A 20,014-nucleotide genomic window follows, 5' to 3' on the forward strand; every position below is an offset into this window, starting at 1 on the left:
CACCCGACATCACGTCGCGGCGAAGGCCCTGAGCGACGAGCGCCGTGAGGGTGTCGAATGATTTCCGCATGTCGACGGGCTCTCGATACGCGTAGACCCTGACCTGCCGCGTCGAGCCGATCACGACAGCCTCCGCAACAGCTCGGCGAGCGCGTCGAGGTCGAGTCCCTCGACGCGCAGTCCCGAGCGGTGGTGCACGACGAAAGGTCCGCCTGCATGCGTCACCGGCACGTCAATGATCTCGACGGGGGAAAACTTGCCATCCGGTAGTTCCGGCGGCGCCGCGCCCTTGGCCCAGCCGTACAACGTCCGCCAGTGCAAGCCGATCTCAGGGCCAATCTCTGCGATCGTCGCTCCCTCGTCACGCCGCGACCAGAAGTATTCGATCGCGCGTCGACGTACATGCTCGGGGTACGCCTTCCCCCGTCCTCGACCCTCGTCCTGCTCGATCTCTGCACGAATCGCCGCCGCTCGCTGATGGTTCCGCATCGGGTGCTCCCTTCGGGGCACCAGCGTCGGAGGAGCGAGCCGTCGGTGTCAGGACGGGGGTGGGCGAGGTGGTACGCAGCACTTCCGCGAGCTCATTCCCGGCTACGAAGCCCACCGCGCCGAAGAGCTCCAGCGGCGAAGCGTGCTCGCGTGGGCGGCCGAGATCCAGGCCCCTGTGCCTCTGCTCGGGGGCACGCAGGATTGGCGCGTCCCGTTCGACGCCCATGTCTGGCGCCTGGCCGATGCGCTCATCAAGGCCGGGCGAGAAGCGAAGATCGTCAATTATGATGATGGACACGCTCGACCACTTCCGGGCCGAGAGCAGCAAGGAGATCGCGGCGTGCTGTCGGGCGCACGTCGCGCCGAGACAATTCTGAAAACGGGTAGGGCCTGAGGTGGCGTCGGCAGGATCGGCGAAGGGCGGGGAGCACTGTTTTGGCCTGCGCGTGCGCCTCCGCCACGCGGCGCACCGTCTTCGCGGCTGCGGCTGAGAGGCAGGGCGCCGATCGTCGAAGAGGTCGGAGGCGGTGGACGAACGGAGAGCTCGCGCGGGAGCATCCGGACCATGTCCGGGTGAAGCGGAGCGCCGAGGAGGATGTCGGGCGGCTGCGTCGGTACGTGTATCCCGGGATTGGGGAGGTGCGGATCGAGAAGCTGACGGTCGATGATACGGCGGCTGTCATGCGGGGGATTCCGCCGGAGCGGTCGGCGGCGACGCGGCGGCATGTGGCGCAGCTCCATGACGCCGCGTTGTGGGTGAGCACGTCAGCCCAAGAACCTAGCAGCACGCATCGCAATTTGGCTAATGGGTTCCTCCAGAGCTGAAGCCACACGATTGCTTTGGAGGAACTGCACCACCGCCCGATGCCACCTTTTGTCTAACTCCACCACCTCGCGGGATCCCGCTGCTAGCGTAACCTCGCACAGCTTCCCTACGACAATGGGAATGAGCACGCGATCGACTGCCAGTCTCTCGCGATCGTCTCGACCAAAGTTGCGGATATTTTCTCTAGTGATGCGATGGAACCGTGCCGCCGGACTGGTCTCGACCAACTGTTGCAGTACACCACGCAACAAATCCTTGGATTTCGCGACCACGTCTTCAGTCGTCGGCACCACGCTGTGGGGCTCAAGCTCCGACTCTATTGCCTGGATCAGTTCTGCCGGCGTGTTGACGCGAATAACCTCCGCTGCCTCCGAGCGAACTTCCACGTCCGAGATCATTCCGCCGACTATTCTAGTGCTCTTGTTTCCAAGGCACGAAATGAATGTGGCTGCCTCCATAGAACAGTCAACAAGTTCAGTGTCGCACAGATCGCAATCTTCAAAGACTGTGCCGTTGAGGTTACACTTCTGTAGCGACATACCGTCGAACGAGATACTTTCGATCAGGAGACCAGACAGATCCAGCGAAACAAGTGCATTATCACGCAGCCATGATCTGTCAGCCCACTGCCGAGGGTTCCCACGGTCTCGGAACTGGGACATCCGTGTCGCGATTCTAAACAAGTTACGCCGAGACTGTGATCTAAGACGTGCATGCTCAGACAGCCACGTGGTCCTCAAGAGCGCAAGCATCTGCGTTATTCGACCAGTTCGCGCCAGGTACCGAACAGTTCCTTCAGGCAAATCGCGCGCTTGGAGGAACCGATCCAGCTTACGGGTCGACTCGTCCTCGCTCGCCTTGTCGGGGATGACATCTGACATCAAGTAACGACCGAGAATCACGTCCCGTATATACGGGTGAATAAATTCCACAATGCGAACCCCCCCTCGCTGGACTGAAGACAGGAGGGCATGATTCAGCAATCCCTGAACCAGCTTACCCTGCAAATTCGACGCACTTTGACCAATAAACAGATCTGCTATCGCAGTCGCATCACCCTCGGGAATGCCAGCTTTCCCATTCACAAACGCCTCACTGGCAATCCACCCCAGGAATTGGAGCTGCCCTTCAACTCCGATACCGAGCTCCTGGCGGATTTCCTCGCGCTCACAGACCTTGTTTACAATAATATCGATCCCGACGCCTGCCTCTCCCTCTTCAGGCAGTTTGTTATCCCGAGCGAGCGACGCAAGTATTCTCAAAAAAAGAGGATTCGCACAGATTGCCAATTGATCAGGAGTGGAAGTAGCCAGCGCAATCAACGACTCGCGCTGAGGCCCACTCAAGTCGTACCGAGTGTCAACATACGACCTAATCTGCTCCTCGTTAAACGGCAAGATTTCGATCACATCAACATCGATATCGCCAAGAAGCCCGCGCACGCGCTCTTCTATTGACTTACCCCCGGCGAACTGCTGCGTGAAGATAGAACGACCCGCCAACAATACTTTTGCTCCGCCTTGAACTAATGCGCGCATCGAGCGAACCTGATGCTCAGCCACCTCCAACCCAGCGTCATCTGCCAACTCGTCGAATCCATCAACGAGAAGGACAGCCTTACGCATGCGCAGCAGTTCGCGAAAAGCTCCAAACGCACCCGAGCGTAGCTCCGCAAATCTCTTGTACATTAGCGATTCAAAGTCTACGAGTCGACGCACTGACTCAAATGGGACAAGAAGTGGCACCGCTTCATTCTGGTCCTGAGCGTGTCGCTCTGCAAGTCTCCGTGCCAATTCAAGGGTGAGAGTAGTCTTGCCGTGTCCAGCCGGTGCCATAACCACCAAAAATGACGCGGCTGCCCCCGAAAGCCACTCCTCGATCTTATCAAAGAACTTGGTTACGGAACCCGCTTGCGCCGACGCTTTCACATCCGGCTCGATCACTTGCCCATTAACGCCTATCGACGAGTTACCAAGAACCCCCTCGCATTGCTGCTTCAGATTTTTGGCAAGCAACGTCGATTCATTGAGCGTATGAAGAAATTCCGCTGGTGTACTTAGCGTCAACCAGGGCGCTTTTTGCTGATTCGCGAATGGCGCTACTGGAACCTGGGGCGCTAGGTAATATGCCGCATGCATCTGCTGCGCTTGGCGAACAGTCTGCAGTGTATTACGAACTTGCAGGTCAACGGTCCTGGCCTTAGTTGACTGCGCGAACCCGATCACTACACGCTGTTCCGACAGTTGCTTTCTCGATGCAACATAAACCGCATCAACCTCGATTGGATGAAGCTCATAGTTACTGTCGGACAACGCCCGCAATACAGCTTCCCGTTCCTCGCGCCACAGCTTACGAGCAGACCGTTCTTCGGCTTCGATGATATCGCCTGGGGCTGGCGTCCCAGCGCCGACTTCTATTTCGGTCTCAACAGACAATTCTTCCCGGGTTTTCGGCTCTATTACGTAACTCGCACGAGGAAGCTTACTGGCTCCGAAAGCACGCGCGACAGCAGGCCGCACCCGCATTTCGCGATCAAGGTACGTTTGGCCATCAAAGGCATCGGATACTACCGACACAATATAACTTTGTGCCGATTTATCCAGCATTGTTACGACAACGGAAGCGTCCTCAATTCCGATGCGCTCCAGCTCTGACTGCAGCGCGGACTCGATCAAGTGTACGTCTGCATGCATCGAAGCCCCTCCTTTGCACACTCAATGAACTTGACTACCATGGCCGCTGGCGGTCGGGAACAATTGTACCGCAGGAGATGGCTCCACTCCGGGATAGATTGCATAATGACGGCATGCTCATCCGTAACGTACATTAGAACTTCATTGCGTAATTTGACGAGGTCATGGGTCTGGTACTCTGCGGGCAGTCGCCCTCCCTTCTTCTTCGCGACCAAGGCCTTCATTGCGCACTCCACGACATAGCCTGCAAGATATAGGGAGCCCGCCCACTCCCGCGCCTTCAGCAAAACCACTGCTTCCTGCAGACGGCGCTGAGCTAGGAAGAGAAATTGGGTCGGTGTCTTCGCCAATGGTTCTGACAACCCAGACATGTTGTGAAAGTTGCCGAATGCGCCATGGTATGACATGTCGCACCAGCGGTTGAGAGTTTACCGCGTGGCCTGGACGCTTGCAGCCATGCCGGAGTATCAGATTTTTCCTTCTTCGCGCAAGCAGCACGAAGGGCCATGATGCCAACTTGGCGGCGCCTCCTACTGCCCACCCATACCAACCCCCACCCCCTCCCCCACCCCTGACGCACCGCATCCCTCCCACCCTTCCCCGCCCCCAACCTTTCACTCCCCCGAACCGCTCCACCCTTCCGCCGACCAAACCTTTTGCTCCCCCGAACCGCTCCACCCTTCCCCTCCCCCCAAACCTTCCCCCTCCCGCCACCCTCTCCCCCTTCCGCCGACCAAACCTTTTGCTCTCCCGAACCGCTCCACCCTTCCGTTCCCCCAACGCCTCACTCTTGCCAACCGCTCAACCTGTACTTACCCTCACCCGTCATGCCCACCAAACCCAGCAAGCTCGAATCACCCGACATCGTTGGCTCCCAGAAAGCCTACGACGACTTCCTCCCCGCCGCGCAAGACCTCCCCGAGGCCGACGTCCGCACCTTCCGCGCTGACGCCTCCCTCGCGTACCACAACGTCAAGAGCGGCCTCGACGCCATCGCGCCGCATACCGCCCGGATCGCCGAGGAGCTGCCGAAAGTCGACGTCGCAGAACTCCAGAAACTCGACGACCTCGCGCTCGCCGTCATCTATGCCGCCGCGCAGGTCGACCGTTCGAGCGACGGGTCCACCCCCGCCCTGATGGAACAGGCGCGCGTGCTTCGCGACGTGTTCATCAAATCCGCCGACGCCCTCGCCGCCGCAGGCATCCTTCCTGCGCGCGCCGTCGAGAAGATCCGCGCGGGCAAGGGCGGCATCGACCTCGCTCAAGATTGCGTCGACCTCGCGGCCCTCTTCACCAAGCACGCGAAAGACATCAAGGGCAAGACCGCCGTCACCGCTGCGAACATCAAAGAAGCCGCGACCGTCGGGACCGATCTCCTGAAGCGCCTCAAGCCCAAAGGAACGAAAAGCAAGGACCCGGCCCTCGACAGCGTCAATGCACGCGATCGCCTATGGACGCTGCTCGGCCAGCGTCACCGCGAGCTTCGCCGGGTCGGAATGTGGTTATGGGGCGACGAGGTGGACCAGCACGTCCCGCCGCTTCAATCGCGGACCCTCGCGCCACGCAAGAAGACGGCCGTACCCGCGGACAGGATCAACGGGCAGGCCGCCCCCGCCTGAGCATCCGGACGCGAACGCCCTTCACCGCGCCTTCTCGGCGTCCGCGAGCTCCTTCCATGCGGGCTCGGCCGCGCCCACCGCCGCGCGCGCCCCGGAGCGCACGATCGGCGTGCGGAGCAGCTGCGGATCTTCCAAGAGCAGCTCGGCGAGGCGTGCCTCGGTCGGGGCGCTGTACTGCAGCCCGCGCTCCTTCACGCGTGGACTCTCCGCATCGTAGAGCGCGCGCATGCCGCCCACGGCGCGCGCGACGCTCGCGAGCTCTCCCTTGGAGAGGCCCTTTTCGCGCAGGTCGACGCTCTGCACCTTGATGCCGCGCTCCGCGAAGAACCGCTGCGCCGCACGCGTCGCTTTGCATTTCGTCGTGCCGAAAATCTGGATCACGGGAGGGCCACCCTAGCACGGGCGCGCGCGAACAGGGCGCTCTCGCTCGATCGTCGTCCGAGCGCTCGCGCGACCCCTGCGACCGTGCGATCCTGCCGCCTCGGAGGAACCATGTATCGACATCAGGACCCGCACGCCCCGCTGCTCGTTCTCGCCTTCGGAGGGCATGTCCTCGCGGTCGAGCGTCGCACTGGCAAGGTCGTATGGAAGCAGAAGCACGAGCCGTACCTGGTGCGGCTCTTGTTCGCGCCCGAACGCGTGCTGCTCGGTTATGGCAAGGAGCTCGTCTGCCTCGCCTACGAGACCGGTCAGGTCTTGTGGCAAACGAGCGTGCCGGTGTGGATAGATTCGATCTTGGTCGACGGCAACGAGATCTTTTTCGGTGCTGTCGGCGAGGCCGGCTGCGTGGACGTGAACACGGGCGCGCTGCTCTGGCATCACCCTTTCACGGGCATGGGCACGAGCTCCGTCGCCCTCGGCGTGCCAGGCAACGTCGCGCAGATCGATCGCGCTCGATAACCGCCGAGCATCGAATCCTCATCAGGCCGCACGCGTCCCGAAACGCCGGGCGCATGTGAGGCGCCCGGCCAGGGAGCACGAGCTCGACCACGCCCTTGCCCTCGCTGGCCCCCGGCCGATGACCTTGCCCGTCTCGTAGTCGAGGTCGGGATTTGTACCGATGCACCGAGAATTTTTACGAACTTCGGTTCCGGGGCACTCGCCCCGAGGCGCGGGACACGGCGCTGCGAATCCTCGGCATGCGGTGAATCACTGACCCGCCAAGTCTCGCCGGTCCCACGCGTCAGGGAGAGCGCGGGACCGGATCGAGAGCGCGATTCTGCTCCCGTAGACGTAAATGGGGATCTCGACGACCTGCGTGAAATCGAATGCTCAGAACCAGTCCACCCCTCACGCCGCGGGCCGCGCGCGGCGCTTCGCTCGGCAAATGGCGAGCGCGGCCAGGGCGACGGTGATCCCGAGCGGCGCGCCTTCGTTCGAGCTTCCCGCGGCGGACACGGAGCAGCCCTTTTTCTCGGCCACGGACCCGGTCGCGGCGGACGGCGTGGGCGCAGGCGCTTTTGCGTCGGCGGGCTGCGGGGTCGCGGTCTTCGCCCCCGTCGGGGCATTCGCGCCCGCCACGCAGCGCAGCCGCTGCCGCCCCCCGAGGGCCTCGGAGGCGACGCACGTGCCGGCCGCGCCTGCGGGCTCGGCGCACGCATCACCGGCGGCCTTGTTTTGACAGGCCTCTTCCGCCGGTCCGATCAAGTCCGCGGCCGCGGAGGCGGGGCCGACGAGCACGGCGATCGCGAGGAGAGCGCCGGAAAGCCGGCACGCGAGGGAGGGTTTGTCCTGGGAAATGGGAGCGTGCATCCTGCACACCTCGCTCCTTCGCCCGGCGAAGTCAAGGGTGACGGGGCGCGTCATGACAGGGCGGCCACGGTCCGGACCCGCTGCTTCGACGGGTGCGGGCTGCGCGGGGACGTCCGTTCGCCCTAACCGCTGTGATTCTCGCTCAGTAGCCCCGCCCGGACTCGAACCGGGACGCCCTTGCGGGCTGAAGATTTTAAATCTCCTGCGTCTGCCATTTCGCCACGAGGCCCAATCCACCGTACCTCTGCTGCCTCCTCGTCCTTCCTCCCTTCGCTCCCGCCTCGGCTCCCGTCCGCCTCGACCTGCCTGTATACACCTTCTCCCCCGGTCATGACCACCCTCCCCGCCCCCTCTTCCCCCCTCGCCCCTCCTCGCTCGTCCGTCATGGGAGGGATCCTCGAACCTGGCAACGAGGCGCACCGCGAGCGCGGTCTTGCCGATCCCCGTGGTGCCGGTGAGCGTGACGAGCGGAGGCGCCCGCGCGAGAAGGGGGACCCAACCCCTCAGCTAGACAGTACGTCGAGGCGGCGGACGGACGGCTCGTCGGGGTCGAAGAACTGGCGGTACCAGGCGCGCAGCTTCATGATCGAGCCGTCGCCCTCGCACAGGACGGGGTGCGGCAGGTACTCCTTGCTCTGCCATATCCGCATGTCCTCGCGGTAGGTCTTCATCATCTGCCACAGCAGGAACTGGCGGGCGACGAGCGAGAAGCCCGGAACCCACGAGCGCTTGATCCGCAAGGAGAGCCGGTGGCAAACCCGCCGCTCGTCGATGGGGACGATCGAGGAGAAGACATGCGCGGCCGGGCCCGGCATCTCCGGGAAGTGTACGTAATGAAAGCCGGGCTCGATCAGGTGGAACTCGAGACGAGCGCGCAGGGTGGTGCCGAAGCGTCGCACCGATGTCTGCTGGGTGACCCGCAGCTCATGGCCCACCTCGCGGAAGGTGTTGACCGGCATGTCGTGGCCGTGCACCGCGGAGAAATGCGGGCTGTCAACCGAGTTCTCCATGATGTCCTGACCGTGGATCTCGACTTCGAACTCGTACTTCGCCGGTCGCATGTACGAGGATTCGTCGAAGTCGTCCATCGTCGGCAGGTCGCGGGCCGGCGCGGTGCCAGCCTTGTTGCGGTACATGAAGATCATGCCGTAGCGCTCGACGACAGCGTGCGCGGTGATCCGGGCCTTGACCGGGATCTTGGTCGCGTAGGGGATGTCAGTGCAGCGGCCGCCGGCGTCGAAGGCCCAATGATGGTAGGGGCAGCGCACCGAGTTTCCGCGCACGCAGCCGCCCTCGGACAGGTGGGCTCCGAGGTGCGGGCAGACGTCGTCGAGGACTCCGACACGTCCGTCGGCGCCGCGGAACATGACATAGGTGCGGCCGAAGTGACGGAGCTGGCGGAGCTGACCGATCGCGAGATCGTCGCTCCAGCCCATCTGAAACCATCCTTCGGTGTAGGGTGGTAGCTCGTAGCGCTGTTGCTTGCGTTGGGCCATGCTCAGGCGAGCATACAATCTACAAGGGGTCCTCGTCTGCAGACTGATCCTCTTCCGGATCCGTGGACACCTTGGCGAGGCGGAAGCGGAGCTCGTTCAGGGCGGAGGTCAAGGCAGAGGTGGCTCGTCTCTGCCAGGTAGGGGAGCGGAGCATCGCGAAGGTCGCGGGTGAGGGCTGCGGAGGTCGACGTCGGCGCCCAGCGAGGCGTGGGTGACCGACGTGACGTACATCCCGACGGCCGAGGGCTGGCTGTACCTGGCTGCGATTCTCAACCTGTTCTCGCGGCGGGTCGTCGGCTCCGCGAGGGGCGAACAGAACGACCGCGCCCTCGCGCGCGCAGCGCTCGAGTGGGCGCTCGCGCGTGCGCCGGCCGGCAGCGGGCTTGGTGCACCACTCCGACCGCAGGAGTCCCTACGCCAGCAAGGACGACAACGGCGATCCGCTGCAAAGGATGCAGTCCGCAAAAGGAGGCGCCACCAAGCCGCGCGCTCGTCCGCCCCGGCGGACCGGGTAGAGGCCATTTTCGTCCTTTCGGGCAGAAGCACACCCGAGCGCGGAAGCAATGGCGAGCCGATCTGTGCGTTCCATGCCTGCGGCATTCACCTCGAATCGACGGCTTAGCATGACCCCAATTCGTACGCCTACGTTGCCATTGCAATCCAAACCTGTACACGGAGAGCACCACCAAGGCCAACCAGGTCTCCTACTCCGCGTACCCTGGCCCTGATAGCAACGATCACTGCTGCGGCCTCGACTGCCGCCCCTCCTGCGATCACAACCCCAGCCTCTTCACCGCCAGTAGCCCCACCCGGACTCGAACCGGGCGCCCTCTCGGGTCGCGGATTTTAAAGGCGAGCCAGCCGTCGCGAACGGTGGCGATCCGTGCGATCCGGCGGGTTCTGACGACGGGTCGCGACGGTTGGAACCTGGAATCGCCGAAACTGGGGGCGGTGTCGCCTTTTCGTATGGGGGGCCAGAGGGCCAAGACGAGGGCGGTGACGAGGGGGACGACCAGGCCGGGCGGCACGTGTCGTCCACCCTGACCGAGGAGTCTCCAGCCGTGAGGTTGATCAGGCAGGCACAGGTGGCGGCGGCGCTGGAAGGGAACTTCGAGATGGTGAGGCTGCTTCAAGGGTTGGTGGAGATCTTCCTGTTGCCGGAGGTGGAGGTGAGGATGGCGAAGGGCGAGAGCGGCATCGGCGAGGCAGAGGGTCCGACGCGGTCGCGCCGGGGGAGGTCCTGAGAGCCACGGTCGAGGTAACGCTCTGGCAACGGGGGCGAGCGGACGCGTCCTCGAAACCATTGATCGGAGCATCGTGAAAGCGTGCTCCCCAACACCAGTCCTCCGGACGACCCGCTACCGCTCCGGCAACGCCTCCGGAATCGGCTTCCCCTCCTCGACGAGCTTCCACAACATTGGACAACGCTGGTCGAGTCTCTCGAAGCAATTGCCCTTGACCTTCTTCACGAGCTCGTCTGTCGGCGGGGATGGCAATTGCTCGCGGAGCAGGCGGAAGTAACGCAGCACCGTGGGGGTCGGTCGCCCCCAGTGTTTGCCGAGCTGGGCGTGCTTCAAGGCCACCTTCAGGTCCTTCGGGACGCCTCGCCCCTCCTCGTAGAGCGCGGCCAGCCGAGCGTGACAGAACTTCTCGTCATCGTGCGTGATAAAGCCGCACTTCTCGTAGAGTTTTGCGGCCCTTGCCGGATCGGCCGGTTGCCCGAGGCCCTCCTCGGCGAGCCGACCCAGGACGTACGCCGCGAGCTGGTCCTCGTCCTCGAGCCCTGCCTCGGCATATCGGCGCGTCTCGGCGAAGTCGCGCCCCAGCTCGAGCATCGAATAAGCCGCGTCACCGCACGTCGGATGCCCCTCGGCGCAGCGCTTCGATTGTTCGGACGCGATCCGCTCGTGAATAGCGCGCACCTCCTGCCATGCCTTCCGCTCCGGATGTTCCCACAGGAGACTTCGAACGAGGTCGTGACAGGTCTGGATATACGTATCGCATGCCTTCTGCGCGAAGCGCTTCCGATCGGCATCGGTCGCGATGCTGTCGTCGCCGGAGCTGTTCACGATGGTGAGACACTCGGTGCCAAGGCCCCGCTCGCAAGCCTTCGGCGACCAAGCGGACGAATCGATCGTGGATCCGAAACGGTACGATAGGCAGAGCGGGTCTCCTCCGGTATCGCAGAGGTCCTTCACCATCGCGTTCCAGCGCTCGTCGTAGCGAACTTCGAGCTTGTCGACCTCCGCCCTCTTGATGAACGCGCAGGCAAGTTTGCTCCCGAGGTCGCAGCCGCGCCTCGCGATGGCTGGGACACGCTCGACGTTGGGCCGCCCGAAGGGTTGGGCCCCGTAGGCGTGCTCTGCCTCGAGCACAAGGACCAGCGTGTCTTCGCAGCCCTTCACCGCCCCCTCGTCGCATTGCTTCCAAAGCGCCTCGAACCGCTCGTTCGCCGACATCCGCCACGCCGCACGCTGCGCCTGGCTCCCGGCGCTCGACGACCCCGAGGGGATCGGCGCGGGCGCGTTCGAGACAGCAGGCTCCGGCTGCGGCGTCGCCTTCTCTCGGTTGCAGCTCACGACCCCGACGACCCCTGCGAGGAGAGCCCACTTCCCCCGCGCCGAAAGGCGAGCGATTCGCATCATGGCGGACGTCATCCTTCCCTGAAATAATCTAGCAATGGGCCTGTGAGGGTGCGTAGCCGCTCGGCCCCCTCGACATCGGACCTGACGTAGGTGAAGTCCCATGCGAGGACCGCATCCGTGGTATGCGCGACGGTGTTACCTTTTTCGTATACGGGCAGGATCATGTTTCGAGGGCCCGGAACTCCTGGCAGTGCCTTGGTGAAGGCAGCGGGCACCATCGTCATTCCCTCGGCCACGAGCCGCGCGCCGTTCGGTTGCACCGGTTCGCTCTTCAACCGCCGGATGCTCTTCGCGCGCCCTGGAAACGCCGGGTCAGCGACGTTCGTGAGGACTTGCGCCTCGCAGTAGTTCACGTCGATCGAGAGCCCGCCGTCTCCGCCGAACCGGAACCAGCTGCTCCCCTTCGGCGCATGGGGGCCGTGCTTGGCCATGAAATCCGAGAGCTTCATCTTTCGCGCTCCGACAGCCCACATGCTCCGCGCGAGCACGCCGATCGGAAGAAACAGAAACCACCATGGCTGCACCGAGGAAAAACCGGGCGTGTTCCGGAGCGACCAGAGATAACGGGTCACCGTGTAGTTCTGATGGTCCTCGTCCCCGTAGGTCCGGAGGAGCTTGCTCACGAAGAGCACGTGCTCGGGCATGAGCTCCGTCGTCGTCGCCTTGCGCTCCGTCAGCACGAGCCGCGCGAGGCCGACGGGCCTAGCCTTTTTCATCACCTCGATTTGCCGCTGCAGATCGGGCACCGTCTTGGGGATCCCCACCCCGTTCGGGCCCGAATCCAAGCTGTAAACGCTCGAGAAGGCCCGCGTATCCATGTTCGCCCCCGTTCCGGGCTCGAGCACGAGGCCACGACCGAGAGAGCGGCCATCGCCGTCCTTCTCCGCCTCCATTGCGCTCCTCGACTGGCTCCCGCCGTTCGCATCGAAGAGCTGGACGCGAGTCTTGTCCTTGTGGATGCGCAGGATTTGGTGGATGTGCGAGCCGCCCGGCTGGCCTTGCCAGCTCACTTTCACGGGACGGAGCTCGGCACCAGGCGTGTCCTTTTGCCCCTCGAAACTAGCTGTTTCTTTCTGCTCGATCGCGGCGACCACCTCTTTGAGTTTGTCTCTCCTCTTGCTGGTTTCAAGCTCGATAAGGGACGTCAGGGCCGCAACGCGACTGTCATTTGGGTAAACAACGGCCTTCACCTGAACGCTGACATTCGCCAGTTGGTGATGCTTGTGATACGTGTACACCGATCCGGGCGCGAGCGGCGGCGACTCCGCGCACATCTTCGCCACTTCCCGTACCGGCTTGTCGTCCTTCCAGGACCAATCCAGGATCTTGAACCCGTCCGCCGGTGCCGCCGAGAGACCGACCACGCCCTTGATGTACTGAAGCTCCCTCTTCGCATACTCGATGCGATATCCACGCGCGATCAGGCCAAACGTCGCGAGGTATTGGCACGCGCAGCACATCGGCGACGCCGGGTCCTCGTTCGGTTTCCAACTCCGCGCCGCGTCCTCGGCATCCGCGATGAAACGCTGCTGCGGCTCCTCCCACGACGTCACGCTGCGTCCGATCGTGTCGATCTTCGCCTGCCCGCCGACCATCTTCTGTTTCCGGACGGCCGCGTGCTCGAGGTACTCGCTTTGCAGCCGCGAGAAGATGTATTCATCCCACGCCTTGTCGTCGCCTTCCCCCATCTTGTAGCCGACGCCCGTGCCGTCGTAGTTGATGGCCGAGAAGAGCTCCGAGAAGACCTGCGCCCATTGCTCCTCCAGGCCCATCGGATCCTCGGCCCAGTCGAGGATAATGGGCTCCTGGCTCTTCCACGCCTCGCGCAGATATCCGTGGATCGGCCCGGACAGGTCCGCGTTCATCGTTGAGCCGCCCGCATCGAGGCGCGCATAGATCCACTGGAGCACGTGCTCGAGGAAGTCCGCGCTCTTCATCTCCTCGGGCGAGACGAAATGCTCGAACTTGTAGTCGGTTTTCGACAGCCAAGTGGCTTCGGGTGGCACGTCCGCGACCGCGTCGTTGATGCCCACGAGGATCATCGGAGGCAGCTTCGTCTCGGCCGTGTAGGCCACCGACGTGATGCGACCGTCGCTCGTCACCGATAGCTTCGGGCTTCCCATCGTTCCCTCACAAGCTCCGATTCACTGGCCGAACAGCTTCTCGAGCTCGGCGGCCGTATTGCCATCGAGCGCGCCGGTCTTCGTGGCGAGATCGTAGTCGGTCTGGAACCACTGCAGCGCGCGGCGCAAGGCTTCGTCGGCAACGTCGTTCACCTCGCCGGGGAAGTAACCGAGGCTCTTGAGCCGTTGCTTCGCGCCACGCGGCGTCTTCGCGGGCGGAAGCTCGCCGATCTGGAACGAGTAACGACGCCTCCGCCCCTCGGGGAACGTGTCGATCCAGATCGTGACGTCGGCCGTCGCTGCGCTCTCGGGGACGTCCACCTTCAGCACGCCGTCATCGTCGAGCTCCCCGCGGAAGCGTTGCCCGCCTGCGACGAGCTGGTACGTGCGGCCGTCGTAGGGCTCGTGCTGGTCGTCGAGGAAACGCAGGGAAAGAGGCTTCGTCTTGGGCTCGTTCGTCTCGGGATCCCGCTCGGGCGGAGGCTTGGCCGGCGGCTGGAGCTTCAGGTTGTCGCCCCAGATACGCGCGTCTCGATCGAGCTCGAGCGCGCTCTTCTCGCCGTAGATCCGCACCTTCTTTGCGACGAGTTCGGCCTCGTCGCCCAGCGAGAGGGATGGCCCCTTGCCTGCGAGATCGAGCTTCTCGAGGGCCTCGATCCGGATTTGCTTGGCCCTCAAAGTGATCCCTTCGGGGGTCAGAAGGATCTCGTTGTCGCCTGACCGTAGCCGCACACGCTCGTCCCCGCGGATGAGCACTTCGCGCGTCGCCATCGTTCGTGCATCGCCGGCCACGTCCGCGGTGATCTCGCCCGCGTTTCCCGCGTGATCCACGCGCAGCGTGATGAAGTCCTCGCCCGCGACACGAACGCCGCCGCCGGCATCGACCGCGACCGAGCCCGTCGACACGATCGTGTGATCGCCCTGTGCACTTGCCACCGTGTTTCCCGCGACGGCGAGGTTCGCGCCGCCGCTGACGCTCAGGGAGAGGCTTCCTTCGACGGCGTGCACCTCGTCGCCGCCGACGCGCGTGACCTTGAGCCCTTCGATCGAGGCGTGATCGTCTCGCGCCACGCGCGTATGTCGATCGCGTCCCACGTCGGTGATGCGGTCGTTCTGCACGTTCTCGCGCAGGTCTCGCTCGGCACGCAGGAACAGCTCTTCCGCGCCGGCCGCGTCCTCGAACGAGAGTTCGTTGTAGCCCCGCGCGTTCGGCGTGCTCGACGTGCGGATGCCTGAACGAGTCGCCGAAGGCAGCGGGAACGGGTGCGGGTGCGTCGCGTTGACCATCGAGCCGAGCACCACGGGCCGATCGGGATCACCGCCGAGGAACGAGACGAGCACCTCCATGCCGATCCGCGGAATGAACTGCGATCCCCAGCCGGTTCCCGCCCACGGCTGGAGGACGCGCACGAAACAGCTCGTTCGCTCTTCCGAACCGCTTCGCAGATCCCAGTGGAAGCGCACGCGCACGCGGCCATGTTCGTCGGTGTGGATCTCCTGGCCCGCGGGCCCGGTTACGGTCGCGCTCTCGAGCGTCTGCACGACACGCCTCTCGGGCGGCGCCGGCCGGTAGGGCTTCCGCTGCGGGACCGCGTGAAAACGGGCCTGATACCGCGTGCGCTGATAGGTGTACTCGACGCGCGTCACCACGTACGCCTCGTTGAGCGCAGCGATCGGGTGATCGTGGAGCTCGATCAGGAAGCCCGGCGCGAGCAAACGGCAGCCCGTATCGCCCGTGCCGACCTCCGCGTCGTGCCGGAGCTGTTCGAGGAGGATGGTCGCGTTGACCCCGTCCACGTTGCTCTCCTCGTACTCGCCGTGATGTTCGTAGAGGGACAAACCAGGCGTGGGCTGCGCTGGGATGGGCGCCTGCTCGTGGAGGATGGGGGCAGCGAGTGGCGCGCTCTTGCCGCGGAGCTCGAGCAGAGGTCGCTCGAAGTCGTAGTCGCGCATGAGCACCGACGTGGGCGCCACGCGACGCATTACGTGAAACCCGGCGACTTGATCCTCCCGCAACGGGCGATCGCTGGCCGTCGTTCCGACGTCGTCGCCGAGCGGCCGCGCGTTGAGCTGAGGTGCTCCGGGAACGGGCTTGAGGAGCGACACGGCATCGCAGAAGACGAGCACGGTGTCTTCGACTGCGTCGGCGAAGTGGTAGTGGATGCCCGCCTCGGCAGCGATTCGCGCGATGAACGAGAGATCAGACTCGCGGTACTGCACGCAATACTCGCGCGGCGGGTAGGTGCGCGCGGCGTTCCAGCGAAACGCGACGCGATGCTCGGCGAGGACGCTCGATGCCGCGGCAGGCATCGCCATGTCTTGGAAGACACGGCTCAGGGTGCGATGCCCGAGGAGCGCGAGCTGCGGGACGAGCACGAGCTCGAGGACGGCTTCGTGCCCCTCGATGTTGCCCGCGAGGTAGGTGCCGACGGAGGCACGCTCGACGACGCCGTGGATGCGGCGCTCGGCCCCGTTGCTCGCGCGGAGCGTGAGCGTCGCAGGCATGCCAAGGAGGCGATCGACGAGGGCACGGGGATCTTCGACGACGATGTGAACGACGAAGCGGAAGGGGTGGGAGACCTCCTCGACGCCGGAAAGCTGGACGACGGGGCGAGGATCGGGGCCAAAGGCGGCGGCGGAGAGGGAGATGCGGCCGTCGGAAGGAGTGGTGGTCGTGTGCATGGCGTCCGTTACTCGACCTCGACTGAATTGCCCGGATCCGTGATTTCAACCGTTCCGCCCCATTGACACATACACGTCGACCCTTCTGTGAGGACCTTCAGCTCCTGCAATGTCACCCGAGCTGCTCCCGCCGACCAGGGCGCCGGAATCACGGGGACGCACGGCTGCGGCGTCAGCACGCCCTGCGCTGCCGCCGTGGCGGCCGCGACTTGCGGGTTCGCCTGCGTCTTGCACATGCCGAATGGGGCGACGTTCACCATCGGCTTGTGGTCGAGCACCGTGGCCACTGGCAGATCGATCGCATCTGCGGGGTTCTGGGGCAGAACCGTCAGCGTAGAGGGAGCTGTTCCCTCGCTGCACTTGAGCTTCGCGCCATTCACGACGAGCTTGGGCATCGAGCATGCTCCTGTCAGCGCACGCGTGTACCGGACATCCAGGCGCGATACTGCGCGACGGCTTGCTGCCAAGCCGCGGCGAGCTTCGGATCCACGGCCATGCGTGCGTTCCACGTCGCGTGCAGGCGCGCATGTTGCTCGGCGCTGAGGCCGTAACGGCGCAGGATCTCGGACCTCTGCTCGGGGTCGAGGTCGAGCTCGACGTGCAAGGAAGCGTGCTGTTCTAGCGTGAGCTCGGGTTCGCGTGTCGGAGGTTCGTTGCGGGAAGCTTGGGTGCCGAAGGGGAGGAGCTTCCGAGCGATCGCAGAGATCTCCTCATTTGCCGGAAGCGTTTCACCCATCGGAGAAGATGCGAGAGGTGGCGCGCCCTGCGTGACCTGCGCGTGTTCCACGGCGGATCGCAGGGCCGCGGTGGAGGGGATGCCCTCGACGAAGGGCAAGGGCTTCGTGGTGGCCGGAGGCGCCGTGTGGACGGGGATGAGCGCGGGGGCGGCCCATGGTGAGACCGCCGCGGGCAAAGGAGGTGCTGGCGGCGCGGAGGCAGCCGCGAGCATGAAGGACGGTAGGCCCGAGGGTTTCGGCATGGCGTTCGGAGGTGTGAACTCCTGCGGCGCCCCGGCGGCCTCTGTGGAAGCGTGGCCGATCGAGGCAACAGGGGGCTGGAATCGGGCGAGGCGCTCTCTGCGGGCGTTGAACGTGGCGGAGAAGCGCAGGGCTTGCTCGCGTTGTTGTCGCTGCAGGCCCAGCGCGAGTTCGCGGGTCCATGCCTGATCGACGGCACGCCAGCGCTCGAGGGTGAGGCCGAAGCGCTGCACAACCTCCTCAGTACGATCGGTCCCGAAGTGGACGACATGCGCGAGGATCTCGGCGTAGCGGTCGAGGCGTACGGCCTTGCGGAGCGCGAGGACTTCCGGGGCGGTGTCGTCGGTCATGGGTCCCGGTGCCGTTATACCAGAGAGCAGGGGTGCCTCTACGGCTGGGCAGCAAGCCGTCAGAAGAACGCATGTGCGCTTGGCGGCTCTGTTCCTCGGCAACATCTCGCCCAGCCACGTCTTGCTCGACGCCCGCAGACCTGGCGGCGGCCGGCGCGCTCCTGGCGGGACCGGCCGGTTCGTCGCGAGCGATCAATACTCTGAGCAGACCCGTGCTTGCGGCGAACGAGCGAGGTTTCCGTGTCGCTTGCCCCTGGTTACGATTTCTTCTGAAGGGCACGCCCGGCCGGTCATCGACGCCGCGCATTCGCGGGCGAGCTGTCGTCGCTCCTCGACATGCCCGCGTGAGAGGCTCGGCCTCTCGCTCGGGATGTTTCTCCCCGCCCGGCGTTGGCTTGTCGACGGTCTGCCCGAGGAGCGGTTGGTTGTCCTTCAGTCCTCGCACGACGATGTGTGCTTGATGCTACCAGCCGCGGCCGCCGCCGCGGCCGCCGCCGCTTACATGATCCCCGCGCGGATGGCCATTTACGTCGCCACCGAGCGGCTCGATCTGCGGCGCTCGTTCGATGGGCTCTCGGGCGTCGTGCGCGAGGTGCTGCGTGAGGATCCGCTCTCAGGCGCGCTGTTCATGTTCTTCAACAAGACAGCCGACAGGGTCAAGATCCTCTGGTGGGATCGGACGGGCTATTGCCTCCTCTACAAGCGCCTCGAGCGCGGCACGTTTCGCGTGCCGCTCGCGCTCGAGCCCGGCGCGACGCGCATCCCGATCGGAGCCTCCGATATGGCCAGGATCCTCGAAGGCGTAGAGCTCCCGCCGGCGAAGCAGCGCATCCGCGCGCTTGCGGCGGGTTCCATCAAGTAAAACCTTTCTATTTACACGGCGAAGCGTTGCGTGTATGGCACGCTCCCGTGACAAACCCTGAGCTCGAGGTGAAGGTCGCCGCCCTGGAGAGTCGCCTCGCGGGTGCCTCCCGCGAGCGAGACGAACTCCGCCACGAGCGCGACGAGTATCGCAAGCTCTACGAGCTCGCCAGCATCGAGCTCGAGCGGCTTCGTCGCCATATCTTCGGCCGCAAGGCCGAGCAAGTCGATCCTGCGCAGACGCAGCTCGCGTTCAACGCGGTCGTCGAGGCGCTCGGCGGGCTCGAGCGGCTCTCCGAGCCATCGACGGATGCACAGCCGCCTTCCGAGCAGCCCGCCGGAGAGAAGCTGCCCGAGCGCAACAAGTCAAAGCAGAAGGAGCGCAGGGCCACCCCGCACGGGCGGCAGAGCCTGCCCGAGCACCTGCCCGTCCACGAAATCGAGTTGCTGCCGCTCGAGGCCAAGGGCGAAGGCGCCGCGTCCCTCGTGCGGATCGGCGAGGAGGTGAGCGAAACGCTGGAATGGCGGCCCGCGGGCTACGTGCGGGTCCGGGTCGTTCGTCCGAAGTTCGCGACGAGAGGCAAACCCGAGGACGGCGTGCGTATCGAGCCCGCACCCGAGGCGCCGATTCCGCGCTGCATGGCAGGCCCTGGGCTGGTCGCGCACGTGCTCGTGAGCAAGCACGCCGATTCCTTGCCGCTGCACAGGCAGGAGAAGATCCACGAGCGACAAGGTGTCCCGCTCGCGCGCTCCACCCTGTGCAACTGGGTGAGCGCTTCCTGCGGCCTGCTCCGGTACATCGTCGACGCGATGTCCGTCGACGCAAAAAGCGCGCATTGCATCGCCATGGATGCGACCGGCGTGCTGGTTCAGGCGAAGGAGAAGTGCCGGAGAGGCTACTTCTGGGTGCTCGTCGCCGATCGGGACCACGTCCTGTTTCGCTTCACGCCGCGACACACGCAAGATGGGCCGCGGGAATTCCTGCGCGGTTACAAGGGGTATGTCCTCGCCGACGCGCACAATGTCTACGAGCTGCTCTATCGCACCGAGGAAGTGACGGAGGTCGGCTGTTGGGCGCATTGCCGGCGCGGCTTCTTCAAGGCGCTCTCGTCCGACAAGGAGCGGGCGCTGGCGGCGCTCGGGTTCATCGGAAAGCTTTACGCAATCGACGCCGAGACCAAGGACCTTCCGCCGGCTCGCCGGACGGAGGAGCGTCGGAGGCTCGCAACGCCCGTGCTCGAAACCTTTCGCATCTGGCTCGACGTGCAGGCTCTCGTGGCCTTGCCCAAGAGCCCCATCGGCCAGGCCATCGGCTACGCTCGCAATCTGTGGGCGCCCCTCACACGATTCCTCGACGACGGCCGGCTGCGCCTCGGTAGAGTCGAGCGCTGGCGCGGTGGCCGTAGGACACGGGGAGTCGCCGTTTCCGGCTGCTTTCGCGTACGTCGCCGGTGCCTCAATCCGTGCCGTGACTCCGTTTCCAGCGCCCGCTCGTCGAACC

General features: G+C 64.7%; 16 protein-coding genes, 1 tRNA gene and 1 pseudogene. 6 read left to right on the forward strand and 12 right to left on the reverse strand.

Annotation, left to right across the window (positions count from 1 at the left end; all coding sequences use genetic code 11):
• Positions 1-120: 120 nt before the first annotated feature.
• The 3 genes from QHF83_RS50130 to QHF83_RS53640 form a co-directional block, all read right to left on the reverse strand.
• Complete coding sequence (locus tag QHF83_RS50130; protein ID WP_282425287.1) at positions 121-489, reverse strand: hypothetical protein; 369 nt, start codon at positions 487-489, stop codon at positions 121-123.
• A 765-nt stretch (positions 490-1,254) separates the two neighbouring features.
• Entirely contained in the window at positions 1,255-4,008 is a 2,754-nt protein-coding gene (locus tag QHF83_RS50135; RefSeq protein WP_282425288.1) for an NACHT domain-containing protein, read from the reverse strand.
• Positions 3,987-4,415 carry a HEPN domain-containing protein gene (locus QHF83_RS53640; protein WP_348980540.1) on the reverse strand — a complete coding sequence of 143 codons (429 nt, stop codon included), beginning with the start codon at positions 4,413-4,415 and terminating at the stop codon, positions 3,987-3,989. The genes QHF83_RS50135 and QHF83_RS53640 overlap by 22 nt, the downstream gene beginning before the upstream one ends.
• Positions 4,416-4,835: 420 nt before the next feature.
• Here QHF83_RS53640 and QHF83_RS50140 point away from each other — a divergent pair, with 420 nt between their 5' ends.
• The gene (locus QHF83_RS50140) at positions 4,836-5,627 is read left to right on the forward strand and encodes a hypothetical protein (protein ID WP_282425289.1); all 792 of its coding nucleotides are present in this window, start codon (positions 4,836-4,838) and stop codon (positions 5,625-5,627) included.
• 21 nt (positions 5,628-5,648) lie between these two features.
• Here the strand turns inward: QHF83_RS50140 and QHF83_RS50145 are convergent, their stop codons facing one another.
• Positions 5,649-6,008, reverse strand: coding sequence for an arsenate reductase family protein (locus QHF83_RS50145; protein WP_282425290.1), 360 nt, complete (start codon positions 6,006-6,008; stop codon positions 5,649-5,651).
• Positions 6,009-6,119: 111 nt separating this feature from the next.
• Here QHF83_RS50145 and QHF83_RS50150 point away from each other — a divergent pair, with 111 nt between their 5' ends.
• The gene (locus QHF83_RS50150) at positions 6,120-6,527 is read left to right on the forward strand and encodes a PQQ-binding-like beta-propeller repeat protein (protein ID WP_282425291.1); all 408 of its coding nucleotides are present in this window, start codon (positions 6,120-6,122) and stop codon (positions 6,525-6,527) included.
• A gap of 390 nt (positions 6,528-6,917) precedes the next feature.
• Here QHF83_RS50150 and QHF83_RS50155 read toward each other — a convergent pair whose 3' ends face one another.
• The 3 genes from QHF83_RS50155 to QHF83_RS50165 form a co-directional block, all read right to left on the reverse strand.
• Positions 6,918-7,379, reverse strand: coding sequence for a hypothetical protein (locus QHF83_RS50155; RefSeq protein ID WP_282425292.1), 462 nt, complete (start codon positions 7,377-7,379; stop codon positions 6,918-6,920).
• A gap of 146 nt (positions 7,380-7,525) precedes the next feature.
• Positions 7,526-7,608, reverse strand: a tRNA-Leu gene (locus QHF83_RS50160).
• A gap of 274 nt (positions 7,609-7,882) precedes the next feature.
• Positions 7,883-8,875 carry a Rieske 2Fe-2S domain-containing protein gene (locus tag QHF83_RS50165; protein WP_282425293.1) on the reverse strand — a complete coding sequence of 331 codons (993 nt, stop codon included), beginning with the start codon at positions 8,873-8,875 and terminating at the stop codon, positions 7,883-7,885.
• A gap of 196 nt (positions 8,876-9,071) precedes the next feature.
• Here QHF83_RS50165 and QHF83_RS53645 point away from each other — a divergent pair.
• Together QHF83_RS53645 and QHF83_RS50175 are read left to right on the forward strand one after the other, a co-directional pair.
• Positions 9,072-9,191, forward strand: a pseudogene (locus QHF83_RS53645) (DDE-type integrase/transposase/recombinase); the annotation flags it as partial.
• 745 nt (positions 9,192-9,936) lie between these two features.
• Complete coding sequence (locus tag QHF83_RS50175; RefSeq protein WP_282425294.1) at positions 9,937-10,119, forward strand: hypothetical protein; 183 nt, start codon at positions 9,937-9,939, stop codon at positions 10,117-10,119.
• Between the two features lie 114 nt (positions 10,120-10,233).
• Here QHF83_RS50175 and QHF83_RS50180 read toward each other — a convergent pair whose 3' ends face one another.
• From QHF83_RS50180 to QHF83_RS50200, 5 genes are read right to left on the reverse strand one after another with little or no spacing between them, the layout of a single operon-like run.
• Positions 10,234-11,520, reverse strand: coding sequence for a hypothetical protein (locus QHF83_RS50180; RefSeq protein ID WP_282425295.1), 1,287 nt, complete (start codon positions 11,518-11,520; stop codon positions 10,234-10,236).
• Between the two features lie 8 nt (positions 11,521-11,528).
• The gene (locus QHF83_RS50185; RefSeq protein ID WP_282425296.1) at positions 11,529-13,643 is read right to left on the reverse strand and encodes a hypothetical protein; all 2,115 of its coding nucleotides are present in this window, start codon (positions 13,641-13,643) and stop codon (positions 11,529-11,531) included.
• A gap of 21 nt (positions 13,644-13,664) precedes the next feature.
• Positions 13,665-16,325 carry a type VI secretion system tip protein TssI/VgrG gene (gene tssI / locus QHF83_RS50190; RefSeq protein ID WP_282425297.1) on the reverse strand — a complete coding sequence of 887 codons (2,661 nt, stop codon included), beginning with the start codon at positions 16,323-16,325 and terminating at the stop codon, positions 13,665-13,667.
• Positions 16,326-16,333: 8 nt separating this feature from the next.
• Complete coding sequence (locus QHF83_RS50195) at positions 16,334-16,720, reverse strand: DUF4280 domain-containing protein (RefSeq protein WP_282425298.1); 387 nt, start codon at positions 16,718-16,720, stop codon at positions 16,334-16,336.
• 14 nt (positions 16,721-16,734) lie between these two features.
• On the reverse strand, positions 16,735-17,652 hold the full coding sequence (locus QHF83_RS50200) for a hypothetical protein (protein WP_282425299.1): 918 nt from the start codon (positions 17,650-17,652) through the stop codon (positions 16,735-16,737).
• Between the two features lie 460 nt (positions 17,653-18,112).
• Here QHF83_RS50200 and tnpB point away from each other — a divergent pair, with 460 nt between their 5' ends.
• Complete coding sequence (tnpB, locus tag QHF83_RS50205; protein ID WP_282425301.1) at positions 18,113-18,514, forward strand: IS66 family insertion sequence element accessory protein TnpB; 402 nt, start codon at positions 18,113-18,115, stop codon at positions 18,512-18,514.
• A 47-nt stretch (positions 18,515-18,561) separates the two neighbouring features.
• Positions 18,562-20,014 (forward strand): IS66 family transposase (locus QHF83_RS50210; protein WP_282425300.1); only part of this gene is annotated, 1,453 nt, incomplete at its 3' end.

This window comes from Polyangium sp. 15x6 (assembly GCF_029960785.1).
Classification (GTDB): Bacteria; Myxococcota_A; Polyangia; order Polyangiales; family Polyangiaceae; genus Polyangium.

What these genes read in the sequence shown, in the direction of transcription:
- QHF83_RS50130 (WP_282425287.1), bottom strand. Translation starts at nt 489, where the DNA reads ATGCGGAACCATCAGCGAGCGGCGGCGATTCGTGCAGAGATCGAGCAG.
- QHF83_RS50135 (WP_282425288.1), bottom strand. Translation starts at nt 4,008, where the DNA reads ATGCATGCAGACGTACACTTGATCGAGTCCGCGCTGCAGTCAGAGCTG.
- QHF83_RS53640 (WP_348980540.1), bottom strand. Translation starts at nt 4,415, where the DNA reads ATGTCATACCATGGCGCATTCGGCAACTTTCACAACATGTCTGGGTTG.
- QHF83_RS50140 (WP_282425289.1), top strand. Translation starts at nt 4,836, where the DNA reads ATGCCCACCAAACCCAGCAAGCTCGAATCACCCGACATCGTTGGCTCC.
- QHF83_RS50150 (WP_282425291.1), top strand. Translation starts at nt 6,120, where the DNA reads ATGTATCGACATCAGGACCCGCACGCCCCGCTGCTCGTTCTCGCCTTC.
- QHF83_RS50155 (WP_282425292.1), bottom strand. Translation starts at nt 7,379, where the DNA reads ATGCACGCTCCCATTTCCCAGGACAAACCCTCCCTCGCGTGCCGGCTT.
- QHF83_RS50165 (WP_282425293.1), bottom strand. Translation starts at nt 8,875, where the DNA reads ATGGCCCAACGCAAGCAACAGCGCTACGAGCTACCACCCTACACCGAA.
- QHF83_RS50180 (WP_282425295.1), bottom strand. Translation starts at nt 11,520, where the DNA reads ATGATGCGAATCGCTCGCCTTTCGGCGCGGGGGAAGTGGGCTCTCCTC.
- QHF83_RS50185 (WP_282425296.1), bottom strand. Translation starts at nt 13,643, where the DNA reads ATGGGAAGCCCGAAGCTATCGGTGACGAGCGACGGTCGCATCACGTCG.
- tssI (WP_282425297.1), bottom strand. Translation starts at nt 16,325, where the DNA reads ATGCACACGACCACCACTCCTTCCGACGGCCGCATCTCCCTCTCCGCC.
- QHF83_RS50195 (WP_282425298.1), bottom strand. Translation starts at nt 16,720, where the DNA reads ATGCCCAAGCTCGTCGTGAATGGCGCGAAGCTCAAGTGCAGCGAGGGA.
- QHF83_RS50200 (WP_282425299.1), bottom strand. Translation starts at nt 17,652, where the DNA reads ATGACCGACGACACCGCCCCGGAAGTCCTCGCGCTCCGCAAGGCCGTA.
- tnpB (WP_282425301.1), top strand. Translation starts at nt 18,113, where the DNA reads ATGCTACCAGCCGCGGCCGCCGCCGCGGCCGCCGCCGCTTACATGATC.